The sequence below is a fragment of the Halobacteriovorax sp. DPLXC-1 genome (assembly GCF_036903125.1).
Classification (GTDB): domain Bacteria; phylum Bdellovibrionota; class Bacteriovoracia; order Bacteriovoracales; family Bacteriovoracaceae; genus Halobacteriovorax_A; species Halobacteriovorax_A vibrionivorans.
Window position 1 is genome coordinate 1,067,550 of sequence record NZ_JAYMCO010000001.1, and the last position, 14,996, is coordinate 1,082,545.

The window sequence follows — 14,996 nt, forward strand, 5'->3', positions numbered from 1 at the left end:
TCTTAAACATTTCCAGTTTGAACATTCCATAGCGCACGATAGAGTCCATCTTGTTTAATGAGCTCCTCATGAGTTCCGCGTTGTTCAATTCTTCCTTCATTTAATACACAGATTTGATCTGCATGAATAATTGTCGAAAGACGGTGGGCAACCATAACTGTTGTGCGACCTTGAGTGATGGTCTTAAGTGATCTTTGAATGGCGGCCTCTGTCTCGTTATCAATAGCGCTTGTGGCCTCATCAAAGATAAAGAGTTTTGGATCCTTTAGGATGGCCCTCGCAATTGCAATACGCTGCCTCTGGCCTCCTGAGAGCTTTTGTCCTCTTTCTCCTACTATTGTTTGATAGCCTTGCGGAAGAAGTTCGATAAAGTCATGGGCCTCCGCTAATTTTGCGGCCTTCATGGCATCGACTTCCGTTGCTTCATTTGAACCGTAAATAATATTGTCTAGAACAGTTCCATGAAAGAGGTAAGTGTCTTGTGAAACAAAACCAATATGAGAGCGAAGAGAGTTTTGCTTTAGCTCTTTTAGGTTTCTACCATCAAAGTTAACATGGCCTGATTGAGGATCATAGAAGCGCTGAAGAAGTTTTAGCATTGTACTTTTTCCCGAGCCTGTTGGACCAACAAGAGCAACAGTTTCTCCTGCTTGAATTTTAAGAGTGATATCTTTAAGTCCAGTGTTATCTTCTTCATCATATTTGAAATTGATATTTTCAAAACTTACTTCACCATCAAAGCTTTCCAATTCTTCTTTTCCATCAATGACTTTAATCTCTGTTTCAAGTAGGTCCATGACACGAGAAGTGGATGCCATTGAACGTTGGTAGAGATCAAAAGTTTCACCCAGGCGAGTTAGAGGCCACAGAAGCCTTTGGACTAAAAAGATTAACACTGAATATGAGCCCACTTCTAATGATCCATCAAAGACTTGAGATGCACCTATTGTTAAAGTGAAAAGAAAACCACATAAAACGGCCATACGAATTATAGGGCTAAATGAAGAGGATACTCTAATGGCCTCTTTATTCGCTCTAGCGTAGCGATTTGATTGTTTTTCGAGACGATTGTATTCAAACTTTTGGGCCACATATGACTTAATAGTCATCATACCTGCAATATTATTGACTAACATACTTGCTAGAAGGCCCGCTTCACTTCTTACATTTTGATAACGTGGCTGAACCTTTCTTTGGAAGTAAAAGCTTCCCCATAAAATGAAAGGTACCGGCGTAAGAGAGAGTAGGGCAATTTGTGGTGATAAGTAAAAGAAGACTGCACCAATAGAGACAACTGTTGTTAGTGTTTGAATAATATCATTTGCACCAATATCAAGAAATCTCTCTAGCTGATTAATGTCATCATTTAAAACAGTCGTTAAATTCCCTGAATTCTGTTCTTGATAAAAAGAAATATGAAGATTTTGAAGGTGATCATAGGCTTCCATTCGAAGGTCGTGTTGAACTTCTTGCGCCAGGCCTCGCCACCATACTTTTAAGAGGTATTCAAAGAGTGATTCAAGTGCCCAAATAATAAAAGTTAAAATGGCCAAGATATAGATCTGATGGATCTTATCACTAATTCCCATCTCTGCTAAAAAAGATTCCTCTTGTTTAACAACTGTATCGACAGCAAGACCTATTAATAGTGGTGGAGCAATATCGAAAATTTTGTTGAGAATAGAAAAAGTTGAGGCCGTATAAATTTGGCCTTTTTTATTGTTAAAATGGTTAATTAATTTACGTAAAGGTGAGGATTGTGAATTCATTATATATGTTCCTAGTCATAAAATCTGTACTGGACGAATTATGCCTGAAACTTATATACTTGAAAAGTTCCCCGCCAATCTCATTAGTATAGAATCGTTGTGCTTGAGAGATTGACGAGGGTGAAATGCGTAGTCTAGCTAGACCCTAGACTACGTAATTACTAGCAAATTCGAAATTTCTTTTAATTTCCTTGCCATTGTCGCTAGAAACTCTCTGAGAACTTTCTTCCTGCTCGCCCTCAGCTTCTGCGAAGTAATTATCAATCGTCTCTGCATAATCTTTTAGCAGAGTTTCCCTTAGTTCTTCTTTTGATACTTTTAAGACATCACAAATAGAATTTAGTGATCTTAATGGAACAGAACAAAGTCCTCTTTCAATATTGCTGATAAATTGACCGTTTTTGTAACCTAGTCGATAAGATAAACCTTGTTGAGATACCTTAGGTGACAAGCTGCGTCTTCTTTGTTTAATCAATTTTGCAATGTTCTCAAAAACTCTTTTCTCTTTCATTGTATTAACCTCCAGTTTTATCGATTACCAAGAATTGTTATTTGGTACTCAATAATGATATTATGTTTAGGCAATATTATTTACTTACAAATACGTAAGGTTTATCATGGTAGTAAAATTAATGGCTTATACGCCAAATCAAAAGAAAATCTTTAGAGAATCGGCAATAGAATCCATTTGTAGTGCCAATTTTGTGTATTTAGATGAGCTTCCTTATGATCTGGGGCCTGGTGAAATCCTATTTGTTGAGCTCGATGAAGTTACAGATGAGCTTCTGGATGAGGTTCAATACACAAAAGTTAAGTTCTTATTCTTAACTGACACGCTGCAAGGGGACAATATCGGCCGATTTATTTCGCTAGGGGGCAATTGCCCTATTATGAAAAGCTTAAGTGAAGAAGATTTTATTTCAGAAATCATAAGACGAATTCATCAAAAGGAAATGTTTAAATTACTACACTTGGTGAGTCCAACTGATGTTGAATTATTTAGATTTATTCACCGAGCGGGTAATGGAGAAAAGTCAAAGTTAAGTGAATTAATTTTTGGCTCTACAAGTGAGAGCACTATTGATGTCAACTTAAGTCGTTTAAGAAAAAAATTAAGGGACCCAAATGTTGGAAATGACTTCTTTAGAATCATTACTAAAAATGGACGACTTTACATTGTGAGTTGTCTGACTAATTATGAGATTCCAGGACACTTATTAAAGAATGAAACTAAAAAAATAATTTGAGATGACAATGAGATTAATGGCCTACACAGCAAATGAAAGCAAACTTTATCTAGCGGATAAGATTGAAGAAAAGAGCGGCCTTAAAATTGAGTATATAAAAAAATTTCCTAAGTATAATGGCGTTGGTGAGTTACTTATTCTCGATCTAGATGATGAGTCGATAGAGTTTAAAGATAAATTAATTGATGAGATTCAATATATTGATGCAAACTTTGTCTACTTAGTAGGGGACTTCTTTGGGGATCGAAACAAGCGTATTATTCATATGGGTGGAGAGCTCTTTACTTTTAAAAGTTTAAATGACACAGACTTTATCGAAGTTCTTTTTAATCGTCTCGTTACTTTAGAAATCTATAAATTATTCTCTATCATCGGACGTACTGATATGGACCTCTTTAGGGCCATTAACCGTGCAGGTAATGGAGAAAGAGAAATAATATCAAAAAGTCTCTTTGGTTCTTCTAGTGAAAATACAATTGATGTGAATTTAAGTCGTTTACGTAAAAAGCTACGTGACCCTGAAATCGGAAATGACTTCTTTCGTATTATTACAAAATCTAGACGCTTCTATCTTGTAAACCAATTAAATGGTTATGAGATACCTGAAGAATTGCTTATCTAAAAAAAGAGCAAGTACATTTGTCGTAAATCTTTAAGTAAATTAAGTACAACTTTTCTTCCTTCACCGAAATAATTCCTTAATAACTATAATAAGGAGATTCCGATGAAGACGAAGTTACCAACTATAGCGCGATTAATTCTTGGCTTTTTATTTGTATTTTTTGGAATAGCGGGGCTTTTTAATCTCCTTCCACCGCCAGAGAATATGCCTAAGGATCTTCAAACTTTTATGGGAGGTCTTGTTGCTGCCAAGTATTTCTTTCCGCTTTTAAAAATAACAGAAATAACTTGTGGTGCTCTTCTTATGATTGGAGTCTTCGTTCCATTGGCCCTTGTTGTTCTTGCACCAATTATTCTCAATATATTGCTTGTGCATATTGTGCTGGATCCATCTGGACTCCCTATTGCAATCGTTTTGGTCGTTTTAGAAATCTACTTAGCTTTCTTTAGTAAGCCTTACAGTGATATTGTTAAACAGATTTTTCGTTGTCCATTAAAAGAGGAATTAGATAAAAAGAAGCAACAAAAAGGTTGATTACTTCTGACACTTTGGACAGTAGTAAGTTCCTCGCTGGGCCAGTGTGATTTTCTTAACCTCTGTCTCTTTACATAGGCCACAAACCTTTTGATAAAAGACAACAAGGTTTTTTACACCTTCACCTTTTTCGCCAAAGGCATCTTGATAGCCACCAGAAAAAGTTGTACCACCTGTGCTAATGGAATCATCGAGAACAATCTTTACGGCCATGTAGACTTTTTCAAGCTCAAGCTTCGTTAGGGTCTTCATTCTTCGCGTTGGACGAACTCCTGCTCTTGCGCAAATTTCGCTGGCCATATAATTACCAACACCGGCAAAGAAGTTTTGCTCTAAGAGAAATGGTTTTAACACTTTATTAGGACGCTCTTTTTTTAGCATCAAAAGATAATCAAGAGTGAATTCTTCTTTTGATACATCAGGGCCTAAGCGTGTAAGCCATGTAGCCTCATTTGGTGGAGAGTAGAGGTGGAAGACACCAAAGCGGCGAGGGTCAATATAGCCTAGATGAATTGGCCCTTTTGCATTTGTCCCAATGAGTTTTACATGAGTATGCTTTTCAGTAATCTCTTCCGTTGCAATTCGCCACGATCCCGACATCCCCAACCCTGAGATCGCACGCCACTCATTCCCATCTTGATCCTCAAAGAAAAAACGCAGAACCTTTCCCTGGCGCTCCACACGCTCAAGAGTCATGCCCTTAGGATTGAAGTCCTTATCCTTAACAATGGAATCACTCACATCAGAGTATGCGACTTCCTCGATCTCCATTGGGAGAACGTGAGAGAGTTGTGATTTGATGGTTTCGACTTCTGGTAACTCAGGCACTTTTTAATTCCTTTTTTATGTGGGCAGAAGTTTATCACTATGGTCATTTTTTTTGAATTTTTTTCTCTTGAGAGTGGGTGGAGGTTCGCGTTGTAAGGTGTTCATTTTGTTATTCACTTCATTGTTATAGTGTTGGTATGTGCTTGAAATTATAGAGTTTTCTTCGGTGAATATATTAAGTTTAGATTAAAAAGTGGCGAAGTGTAGCTATCTATTAATCATTTATATCTTAAGAGGGATAATATGAACCTACTATTACGTCTTGTGCTATTTAATTTTCTAATTGTGATCAATGCTCAATATTCATTCGGTGATACACAGTCTGCTTTAGAAGTAAGAGAAAAGACTAAAGAGTATCTTTCTTCACATAAGCAATTATTAAAAGCAATAACTGAAATCTATGATGGTTATGACTTACTAAATGAATCTTTGCAAAGTTTTAAAAATACTAAAACCGGTTATGGAACTGTCGATAGTCCTGAGGATTGGATTAAAGCAAGGAGAAAAATTAATAGTGCTAAGTCATGTTCAAAATTTGTTGCTTATAGTATCGAAAATGGTAGGAGAATATTTAAAATCGTTCGTAAAGAAATTTCTAATTATAAAGATGCCATAGGTATAAATGAGCTTCATGACTTTAAAGTTTTGATGAACCGTAAATATCGTAAGGCTATTCAGAAAGGAATTAATGAGGTTCCATTTGAAAAGTCATATAAATTGTGCACTTTTAATGTTGATACAAAAACAATCGATTTGGTAATAAAGAATTATGCTGAATATAAAAAATAAAAAAGAAGGTTCCAGGTGCTTTTTCTTTACTTAGTTCTACAATTATAGTTCCAGGTGTCTTTTCTTAGCACAACGCAAATTAAAAACACCTGGCTTCACTTCAATTACAGATCAAAAAAACGAACCTCGGATCCATCCCAACCAACTTGAAATCGATGATCAGTCTTTCCAGCAAAAGTCACATCCACAATTTTAGAATCGCGCTTTTCTCGGTAGAGCAGAATAATCTTATTTATTAGATTTAAGTTCAGCGGGTTAGGAAGACGAATGTCATCTACTGTCGGGTGTTTGTCGATGCGGTCTTCCACATCGCGTACGATTTGAGAGATGAAGATAATAATACAGCCTGATTCTTTGGCGAAGGTTTTGAGTTTTTCCACCTGAGTTTGCAGCGGTGGATTGATGCGCTTTTCATCGAGAAGCTGTAAGTAGTCCACTATGATAAGTGAGCCAGGAGCTACCTCGTTCTTTGTTGCCTTGATAATGTAGTCGGCACTGATATCATCAGAATAGTTAAGTTCAAAGCGCTCGTTATTATGACCAATAGTTTGATCGTAAATTCCAATTCGGGCAGCGTACTCTTTGTGTGTATGAGCAAGTGTGAAGCAGAAACTCTTTGCGTGATTGGCATTAATGGTCTGAACAAATAAGCCAAGGGCAAAGCTTGTCTTTCCCATACCTGGTCTTGAACCAATGAGTACGAGGTCGCCGTCATTTAAGTAGCCTAAGATGTCGCTGTATTTTTGTGGCAAGACTTCTTGGAATTTGGACTTTAGCAGTGACCAAGAAGAGAAGCCTTCAGCTCGTGCGACAAGATCTAAGGCCTCGGACATGGTGATGCCTTGGTTTTTCTTTAACTTTTTTGCATGACTTTTTAAAACGAAAATAGGTGATGATAATTTCATCTGAAACCTCCAACTTGGCCGTAAAAACAATCCCTTCTTATGTCCTAGCCTTATTAAAGGTTAGATGTAGAAATTCGATTCATTCTGCACTCTAGTGCTTTCCCTTTGAAGGGGGGAGGCGAGAATAATCACCTACTTATTATGTTAATGGGCAAGTTGAGATTGAGCAAGTGTGAAAGCATAAGAATTACTATAACGTAAAGATTTCAAAAACTTAAAAATCAAATCGAGTGCCAGTTAAGTAACTGTGAAAAAATATTTCATTTTCTTATCTATTCTTAATACTTCTTAAACATTTATTTCGCTATTTTGTCCTAAAATATTTTATTGGAGCAAATGAGCGATGAGATGAGCAAATTAGGACAAGTTGAAAAAATTCATGTTTTAAAAAAGATTTTCACTATCTCACAAGAAAAATCTGGTGCTGATTATATTAGAAGCCTAATGACAAATATCGTAAAGGAGCTTGAGGTCGATTATATTTTTGTTGGACGGCCTTCAATAAAAGACCCAAGTCTCATTGTCAGTGATTATGCAATGGCCAAGGGGGAGTTTGTTGAAAAGTTAGAGTATAATCTGGATGGCACTCCCTGTAGTAATGTTTTAACAGGCAGAAGAGTTTGTATACATGCTTCTAATGTATGTTCTGACTTTCCTGAAGATGAATTACTACAACAGATGGGAGTTGAAGCCTATGTTGGTGCACCTGTAATCCTTCCAACTGGTGAGTTCTTCGGACTACTTGTTATATTAGATACTAAAGTTATTAATGAAGTTGATTTCTTCGAATCGGCAATTGAATTATTTGCCTCTCGTGTTGGTGTTGAACTTGCAATGATAGAGGCCAATCAAAGTATCAAGGATTTAAATAATATTGTCGAATGTCAGGTTAAAGAGAAAGAAGAAGTTATAAGGAAATCCCATGAGAGCTTGCTTGAACAAGAAAAACTAGCTGCTTTAGGACGACTTACAACAGGTATTGCTCACGAAATTAGAAACCCTTTAAACCTTGTTTTAAATTCAAGTCAAATAGCCTCATCAGTATATAATGATATGAAAAATGGAGACTATAGTGACTTTAAAGACTTAGGGAAAGCACTAGATATTATCAAGACTCATAGCTTAAGGATGAAAAATATTCTCTCTATTATGCTAGACAATCGAAATAGCGGAAAAAGAAAATATTCCATCAAGAAATTAATTAAGGAGTCTTTCAAATATGCATTCCATGCTTCCGTATTCAAAACAGAAGGGATAAAGCTTAACTTTAACCACTCTTCAAATATTAGTCATGATCTTCATCTTTTCACAAATGATATTCAATCTGTTTTCTTAAATCTATTTGAGAATTCACTTCAGAGTCTTCACAATAAGTTTACAGGCAGTGATCAAGAAGCAGAGCTAATGGTTAATACATTCGAAAAAGATAAATACATTTTAATAGAGGTTAAAGATAATGGAGAGGGAGTTCCAAAGGATGTTTTAGATAAGGTATTTGAACCGTTCTTTACCACGAAATCTGGTGTCGAAGGCTCAGGCCTTGGTCTTTCTATTGTAAAATCAATAGTTGAGAAAAATGAAGGGGATGTTTTTATTGAATCAGTTCCAAATGAGTTTACAATTGTAAAGATTAGGTTTCCTAAGGAGATTAGTGATGGTTAAGATCCATGTGTTACTCGTTGATGATGAAGAGGATGTGTATTTTATTTTTAAACATGTTTTTAAAGATTGGATAAAGTCGAAGAAAATGAATCTAACATTTTCAATATCAGGTGAAGATGCATTAAATGTTTTAAAAAGTGATGAAGGCCATGATGTAATTTTGATCTTAAGTGATATAAATATGCCAGGTATGGATGGCATTACATTATTAAAGGAAGTGAGCAAACGTTATCCTAATATTGCCACTATTATGATCTCTGGATACTCAAGTAACGAATACAAGGATAAAGTAACTGAACTTGGTGCGATTGATTATTTTGAAAAGCCAGTGGACTTTGAGAAGCTTACTAATTTAATAAAAAATAAATTTCCTGAGTTAAATGACACTCAGCCAGGTGCTGCGTAAAAATAAGGTTTTAAAACCATTTCTCTCTAATCTAAAAAGTCGGGGTTAAGGTCCTGCTCAAAGATCCATTCAATAACGTCATTATAATGCTCGATGGATTTGGCTTTCTTAACTTTCTTATAAACCTTGTGCTCATTCTCAAAGATATCTTTGAAGTAGAGCCAATGACCTCGCATTTTTTGTAGGTAGTCTGATTTGGCATTGTCCATTGAGAGGTATTCTTCGCTCATAAGTTTATGCATTTCAATTAACTTTGCCAGATAGGTTTGTTCATTAAATTTTGACCCCTTGATCTGGGCCATAAGGGCCGGGTTTGAAAGGCCTGCGCGTCCTACCATCCAGCGATTAATCTGTGGAAATCTTGCTTTGTAGGCCTTGAAATCTTCTACTGTATTGATATCTCCGTTATAGCAGGGAGTTGTATTTAATAGAGGCAAGCACTCTTCAAAGGCATCAAGATCCACGCCACCAACATAAATTTGTTTTCCGTAGCGAGCATGAATTGTGAAGTCATTGATTTCTAATTTGTTGATCATGGGAATGATCTCTTTGATCTCGGAGACATCCTCACGTCCAAGGCGGATCTTAACTGAAAACTCGATGGGACACTTTTCTTTGATTCCTGTTAAAAGCTTTTCCACTTTATCTGGATGAAGAAGAAGGCCTGAGCCTTTGGTTCTGTTTGCCACCATTGGATAAGGGCAGCCCATATTTAAGTTAACCTTTTTAACACCAAAGTCTTTATAGATATTTGCCACATAGAGGAATTGATCAACTTCCTTTGTGAGAATTTGAGCAGTGGTGGGAAGAAGGTTCTTCTCTGGAAGAACATCGTGAAGTTGGCGCTTATTGAGTTCATTTGTATGTTTTGTCACAATATAGGGAGCGATGGCACTATCAGCGCCAGAAAATGTCTGCTCTAAGGCATTGCGATAAACATAGTTGGTTACACCACGAATTGGGGCGAGAACCAGGTGATCATTAAAACTCATAGTTCATTTTCTACACCAAATTTATGCCTTTGGTATAGAAGAATTAGGGGACTAGGTGCTTTTCTTTACGCAAGCTCAAGGAAAAGGCATAATGAAGCAGAGAATTTTGTTTCATTTACTTAGGTGACTCTATGAAAAATAATTTATTGGTATTTGGCGCTGGCAATCTCGGAGAGAAAGTTGCAACTCTTTGGAAAGAGAGATTTCCTAGTGAAGAAGTATTTGGTGTCACTAATACAACTAGAAAACATTCGCAGCTTAGCTTAAAAGAAATCACTCCTCTTTGTTATGGCGAAAAGCTTCCGAAAGTTTCAAATATTTTATTTTCAATACCTCCAAAAGATAACTACTCTGAACTCGTAGAGGAAGCTTTTAAGTGTTGGAATGAGTCTGGTAATTTTCTATTTATTTCTTCGACTTCTGTTTATTTGGAAAGTAATGGAGGAGTTGTAAATGAAAACTCAAAGACAAATCCTGAGCATCGCTTATTTTCAGTTGAAGAGATGGTTATTGATAAAGGTGGTTGTGTTTTAAGATTGGCCGGACTCTATGACAAACACAGAGGCCCTCATCTGTATTTAAAAAGTAAGATGAAGCTTAGCTCATCAAAAGACTCACTACTTAACTTAATCCACACCCAAGATGCTGCAAAGCTATCAGTGAAGGCCCTTGAAAGTGGATCGAAAGGTACAAGATACCTAGGATGTGACGGAAGTCCTATGACGAAGAGTGAATTTGCAAAAATCGTTTTAGGTGAACAGGCAAATGGTGTTGAATATTCTAGTCAGAACTCTAATAGTAAGATGTGCAATAATGAATGGACTCGTAAGACATTAAATTGGCACCCTCAATGGCCAGACTTTAAAGCATGGAGCCAGGACATTCTAAAGAAAACTTTGAAACAGCTCTTTATGTAATTTCAATACTTAAGTCAGCGTAGTTTTAGAAATTCATTATCTTCTTTTTTACTTTAAGAACTTGTTCGAAATAGCCGATATTTCAGATACTTAGACAATCATTTCAGTATATGGATATACTAAAAGGCATTATGTGTTTAAATCACTTCTAATTTTAATTCTAATTTTATCATCAACTGCTTTTGCTAACGACTATAAGAATCGTTTTTCGCTTGGACCTTTAAGTAAAACTTATGAAGATGGATTTATCTACTACATAGAAGCATTGAGAATTATAGAAGATACACATGCCGTATTCTTTCGATCTTTACAGGCAACTGACTCCAGTGATTCAGAATATGTTTTTGGCTATCGCTACTTCTTTGGAAATGAGGGATGGAATGATTCATGGTTTGTTGAAGGAAAATATACTTTAAGTCGTGAAATCTCTCGATATGATGATCCTGACTTTATAAATGGTGGTTGGATTGAGAGAACAGAAGTCGAAGAAGATAAGTACATTGGCCTAGTTTTTGGTTACCAGTGGGTATTTTATGAACGTATAAATTTTGAATACGGAGCTGGGTTTAATTTTGATGCTAGTACTTTTGAAAGAGAAGAAGTCACAGGTGTCTTATCATTGGGTTACTTATTTTAACAAAGATATTGCCCTCTTGTACCTGACCAGAATACTTCGTATCATAGGTGTATCAAGGTAAGGTATTGAAGTATTTAATATTCTTAATTCTATTCATATCTCAATCTGTTCACGCAAAATGGGTGACTGGAATTGGATATTTTCAACCTGGCGAGTATCGTGTTGAAAATGAAGTCAGTCCCATGCCTTTTGGGCTCAATATTGTACCAATGATTGGCTACTTTAGTCCAAGGTTAAGAGTTGCTGGCCCAAGTGTTAGTGCACGTGTCTTAGGAAATCATCTGGCAGAAATGCGACTAAAAGTGAATATGATCGGGGATCGTTATAAGGCCCATGAAGTAGAACTTCGTAAGTCTGCTGTCGATGTGGGAGCAATGGTGCGCTTATTCTTTCTTAGCGCAAGTTATGCCGCTGATATCTCTAATACCTACAAAGGGACACATTATAATTTCAAATTTTCTTGGCGTTTTCCAATTACAAAGAATTACTTTATCGTTCCTTCATATACTTACGGTGTCTTTAGCTCAGATTATACAAATTACTACTATGGAGTAAGAGATAGTGAAGTAGGTTACTTCTCTGCTTATAAAGTTGACGAGGCCATCATTCAAACAATAACACTTGTAAATACCTATATCCTTGATAAGCACAACTCACTTGTCTTAAATTTTTCCTACAGACTCTTTGATGATGAAATTTATAATTCACCTACTGTCGAAAAGAAGTCATATACTCGTGGCAGCTTTTTTTGGAATTACACATTTTAATATTTAATTTACACAATTCTTCCATTTTATCTTTTCAAGATAACAAAACCTTATAAATTCTACACAACTCATAATGTTTAAGTACTTCGTCTTGAGATCCTGTTATCTATAGGTCTATATAAAACAAAACATTAGATTGAGAGAAGATTATGAAAAAAATTATTATGGCGATTTGTTTACTTACTTCAAGTATGTCTTTAGCAACATCTGAAGTGAAACTAGTTGAGATCCTTGAGTCAGCATTACGCTTTGATGGATATGTTGAAATCGCGAAGGTCTCAAAACTTGGATCATATACTATTGTTGATTTCTACGTAGGAGCCTACGGAGAAGAGCGTCCAACTCAGTGTATTCTGAAGGATGATAATCTACTTGAATGTAAAGACAATTGGTTCAAGCTATAAGTCTAATAAAATAAATTTCTTAAGGAGTGCAGTATATCTAGCTGCACTTCCATGTTTTTTCCACAATTTAATAAATTCAAAATGTTACAACAGTATCCTTTAGAAACTAATAGAGACCACGAAAAACTTGGCAGATAAATATTTATAGTCCCGTATGATAAGTCTTATTATCTTATTGAGTCTCAGTCATTTTAAATACTTAATGTTTTCTAAATAAAAAAACGATAGAGAGTGTTAGAATAAAAATTGTGGTGAAAATGCATGATGATGAGCCTTTATATAATGGCGTTAAATTGGGGACATTATGAAACGATTTTTAATTTGCATAGCCTTCTTTCTATTTCAATCGCTAAATGTTCAAGCTATCTCTGATGCACAAATAAAAATGGCCAGAGAGATTCAACATGCTTGCCAGTCTAAGACCAATTCTATTGATCGTAGTAGGTGTCAATTAGAGTATCGAGTTAACTTAGTTGAATCAAAATGTGGACGAAATAATGATGGACGAGTTGAGGGAAGTATAGTTGAAGGTGAAATAAAGTGTGGAGTAGAAATTCCTTCTTCTACTTCTAATAACGAAGTCTCAAGCAAGCCTAGGCCACTTCCAAGAAAAGGTAAGTGTTCTTACTCAACGGACTATGCTTGTGAAGCATTTGACTTCAGAATGGATCGTTGCTTGAAGTCTTCAAATAATAATAAGTATTGCAAGGATATTTCTCATAAGTTTGCACTTAAGGCCCAAGTTCATGAAGAGTTAGGTGAAGATGGAATGAAAGCTTACGATCGTTGTCTAAATATGGACGATACTTCTCCAGATGAATGTGCAAAATTTGCGAAATTCTATTTAGATGAACAGAAGAAGAGTCGAGAAGCTCAGTCTTCCAATACCGAGTGTTCTGAGTTTGCAGTTGGTGTACGTAATGTAAATTGTCACGGTTTTGAATATCAACGTGTTGATAGTGATTTGGCAGATATTTCAAGACATGTGGGAAAAAGTATAGAGGACTCAGGAATTACAAGAAGAGAAATTGGAAGAGATTCCTTTCGCTCTGAAAGCCAGTAGATGACAATTATTGAAATAAGTACTCTTTTAAACCTCATAAACCTCGTAATAACAACACTTTAAAAGTGTGAGTTTTTTACTAAGGTATCTTGTTAATTTAACCGATAAGCTGCTTATGAAAAGAATCAGTATATTTATCCTTCTAATAAGTGCAACGACGGCCATGGCCAGAAACGAAGTGGATCATCATAAGAATTCACAAAAATGTCCTAGTGGCTATCTCTATAAATTGACTGAAATAAATAGTACAAATAAGACAACCACTTTTAGCTGTGTTGCTGACTCTGGTAAGGTACACCCTGATTATAAATTTCGAATTGCTAACTGGAGAAGTGGTGACTATCTTCTAGAGCAGAATATTGGCAAGATTAAAACTCGTTTTACTTATAATAACGAAGGAAAAGTAAATAGCGTCACACAATCAATTAATGGAGTCGACTTTTCAAATAAGTGTAACTTTCGATATGAAGATGGAAGTCTTGTTCCAGCAAAAGATGATAAGTGTAGAGAAGTTCAAAGTGAATTTGGTAATATGACTACTTCAATCAAACACGAAGTATTCTGTGAGCCAAATGCAACTGAATCTGCATGTACAACAGGTGATGGGCGTGTTTTTCGACCTTCTACAAAAGAGACAGGTGTTCTTCGCTATTTTTACGAAAAAGGCCACGTTGTCGATGAGGTTCAGGTTGATCCAAAAACGGGGAAAGCTCTTTCACAATAGTTGAAACTTCAACCTTATGAAACTCGTATTTTTTTCAGATACTCATAATCAGCATGACAAAGTTCCATTAGAAAGTGGGGATATTCTTTTTCATTGTGGAGACTTCACAAGAAAGGGAAGTCTTGATGATGTTAAAAGTTTTGCTCGTTTTGTCGGAATGCAAGACTTCAAATATAAAGTTGTCATTGCTGGTAATCACGATTTTTCTTTTGAAGATGATAGAAAAATAGAAGCAGAAAATATTCTAAAAGAGCATGGTATTATTTATTTAAATGATTCCTTAGTGGAGCTTGATGGCCTAAAAATATGGGGCTCTCCCATAACTCCTATGTATCATAATTGGGCCTTTATGAGAGAGCGTGGAGAAGAAATACAAAAACATTGGGAGCTCATTCCAAATGATGTGGATATCATTCTAACTCATGGCCCACCGGCCAATATTATGGACCTTTGCTACAATGGTGAGCGTGATGGCTGTCATATTCTCTTAGAGAAGATCTTAGAAATTAAACCAAAGATTCATGCCTTTGGGCACATTCATGAAGAGTATGGAGTCTTGGAGCAAGATGGGATTAAGTTTATCAATGCTTGTAGCCTCGATGAGAAATACATCTATCAGAATAAACCAATTATCGTAGAGATTTAGAAACACTTAGAAAATAAAAAGGCCCTGTCATAAAAGAGAGGGCCTTTTTGTTAAGCCGCACACGCAACGGAGTACTGTACGCAG

General features: G+C 36.0%; 18 protein-coding genes. 13 read left to right on the forward strand and 5 right to left on the reverse strand.

Features of this window, described 5'->3' with window-relative positions; translation table 11 throughout:
- Positions 1-2: 2 nt before the first annotated feature.
- Both VCM44_RS05205 and VCM44_RS05210 read right to left on the reverse strand, forming a co-directional pair.
- On the reverse strand, positions 3-1,769 hold the full coding sequence (locus VCM44_RS05205; protein WP_334678191.1) for an ABC transporter ATP-binding protein: 1,767 nt from the start codon (positions 1,767-1,769) through the stop codon (positions 3-5).
- A gap of 145 nt (positions 1,770-1,914) precedes the next feature.
- A complete protein-coding gene (locus VCM44_RS05210; protein ID WP_114705256.1) occupies positions 1,915-2,280 on the reverse strand; it encodes a helix-turn-helix domain-containing protein in 366 nt (121 codons plus the stop codon).
- A 121-nt stretch (positions 2,281-2,401) separates the two neighbouring features.
- Between VCM44_RS05210 and VCM44_RS05215 the strand changes: the two genes are divergently transcribed.
- The 3 genes from VCM44_RS05215 (at position 2,402) to VCM44_RS05225 (ending at position 4,172) form a co-directional block, all read left to right on the forward strand.
- Entirely contained in the window at positions 2,402-3,016 is a 615-nt protein-coding gene (locus tag VCM44_RS05215) for a hypothetical protein (protein ID WP_334678192.1), read from the forward strand.
- A gap of 16 nt (positions 3,017-3,032) precedes the next feature.
- A complete protein-coding gene (locus tag VCM44_RS05220) occupies positions 3,033-3,638 on the forward strand; it encodes a hypothetical protein (protein ID WP_334678193.1) in 606 nt (201 codons plus the stop codon).
- A 102-nt stretch (positions 3,639-3,740) separates the two neighbouring features.
- The gene (locus VCM44_RS05225) at positions 3,741-4,172 is read left to right on the forward strand and encodes a DoxX family protein (RefSeq protein ID WP_334678194.1); all 432 of its coding nucleotides are present in this window, start codon (positions 3,741-3,743) and stop codon (positions 4,170-4,172) included.
- On the opposite strand, the gene VCM44_RS05230 is transcribed toward VCM44_RS05225, so the two are convergent.
- Positions 4,173-5,000 (reverse strand): Fpg/Nei family DNA glycosylase, encoded by an 828-nt coding sequence (locus VCM44_RS05230; RefSeq protein ID WP_334678195.1) that lies wholly within the window; start codon positions 4,998-5,000, stop codon positions 4,173-4,175.
- Between the two features lie 243 nt (positions 5,001-5,243).
- Here VCM44_RS05230 and VCM44_RS05235 point away from each other — a divergent pair, with 243 nt between their 5' ends.
- Positions 5,244-5,789 (forward strand): hypothetical protein, encoded by a 546-nt coding sequence (locus VCM44_RS05235; RefSeq protein WP_334678196.1) that lies wholly within the window; start codon positions 5,244-5,246, stop codon positions 5,787-5,789.
- Between the two features lie 104 nt (positions 5,790-5,893).
- On the opposite strand, the gene VCM44_RS05240 is transcribed toward VCM44_RS05235, so the two are convergent.
- Positions 5,894-6,694 carry a DNA helicase gene (locus VCM44_RS05240; RefSeq protein ID WP_334678197.1) on the reverse strand — a complete coding sequence of 267 codons (801 nt, stop codon included), beginning with the start codon at positions 6,692-6,694 and terminating at the stop codon, positions 5,894-5,896.
- Between the two features lie 348 nt (positions 6,695-7,042).
- On the opposite strand from VCM44_RS05240, the gene VCM44_RS05245 reads away from it, so the two are divergent.
- Both VCM44_RS05245 and VCM44_RS05250 read left to right on the forward strand, forming a co-directional pair.
- Positions 7,043-8,356 (forward strand): ATP-binding protein, encoded by a 1,314-nt coding sequence (locus VCM44_RS05245; RefSeq protein WP_334678198.1) that lies wholly within the window; start codon positions 7,043-7,045, stop codon positions 8,354-8,356.
- Entirely contained in the window at positions 8,349-8,762 is a 414-nt protein-coding gene (locus tag VCM44_RS05250) for a response regulator (RefSeq protein ID WP_334678199.1), read from the forward strand. The genes VCM44_RS05245 and VCM44_RS05250 overlap by 8 nt, the downstream gene beginning before the upstream one ends.
- Positions 8,763-8,788: 26 nt before the next feature.
- Here the strand turns inward: VCM44_RS05250 and VCM44_RS05255 are convergent, their stop codons facing one another.
- Positions 8,789-9,754 carry a tRNA-dihydrouridine synthase family protein gene (locus VCM44_RS05255; protein ID WP_334678200.1) on the reverse strand — a complete coding sequence of 322 codons (966 nt, stop codon included), beginning with the start codon at positions 9,752-9,754 and terminating at the stop codon, positions 8,789-8,791.
- Between the two features lie 131 nt (positions 9,755-9,885).
- Here VCM44_RS05255 and VCM44_RS05260 point away from each other — a divergent pair, with 131 nt between their 5' ends.
- The 7 genes from VCM44_RS05260 to VCM44_RS05290 all read left to right on the forward strand — a co-directional run bounded on the left by VCM44_RS05260 (position 9,886) and on the right by VCM44_RS05290 (position 14,912).
- The gene (locus VCM44_RS05260; RefSeq protein WP_334678201.1) at positions 9,886-10,671 is read left to right on the forward strand and encodes a hypothetical protein; all 786 of its coding nucleotides are present in this window, start codon (positions 9,886-9,888) and stop codon (positions 10,669-10,671) included.
- Between the two features lie 133 nt (positions 10,672-10,804).
- Positions 10,805-11,308, forward strand: a complete 504-nt coding sequence (locus VCM44_RS05265) for a hypothetical protein (protein WP_334678202.1) — start codon at positions 10,805-10,807, stop codon at positions 11,306-11,308.
- A gap of 65 nt (positions 11,309-11,373) precedes the next feature.
- A complete protein-coding gene (locus VCM44_RS05270) occupies positions 11,374-12,075 on the forward strand; it encodes a MipA/OmpV family protein (protein WP_334678203.1) in 702 nt (233 codons plus the stop codon).
- Positions 12,076-12,224: 149 nt separating this feature from the next.
- The gene (locus VCM44_RS05275; protein WP_120405190.1) at positions 12,225-12,479 is read left to right on the forward strand and encodes a hypothetical protein; all 255 of its coding nucleotides are present in this window, start codon (positions 12,225-12,227) and stop codon (positions 12,477-12,479) included.
- A gap of 304 nt (positions 12,480-12,783) precedes the next feature.
- On the forward strand, positions 12,784-13,542 hold the full coding sequence (locus tag VCM44_RS05280; RefSeq protein WP_334678204.1) for a hypothetical protein: 759 nt from the start codon (positions 12,784-12,786) through the stop codon (positions 13,540-13,542).
- Positions 13,543-13,657: 115 nt separating this feature from the next.
- Complete coding sequence (locus tag VCM44_RS05285) at positions 13,658-14,266, forward strand: hypothetical protein (protein WP_334678205.1); 609 nt, start codon at positions 13,658-13,660, stop codon at positions 14,264-14,266.
- A gap of 16 nt (positions 14,267-14,282) precedes the next feature.
- Complete coding sequence (locus VCM44_RS05290; protein ID WP_114705243.1) at positions 14,283-14,912, forward strand: metallophosphatase domain-containing protein; 630 nt, start codon at positions 14,283-14,285, stop codon at positions 14,910-14,912.
- Positions 14,913-14,996: the final 84 nt, after the last annotated feature.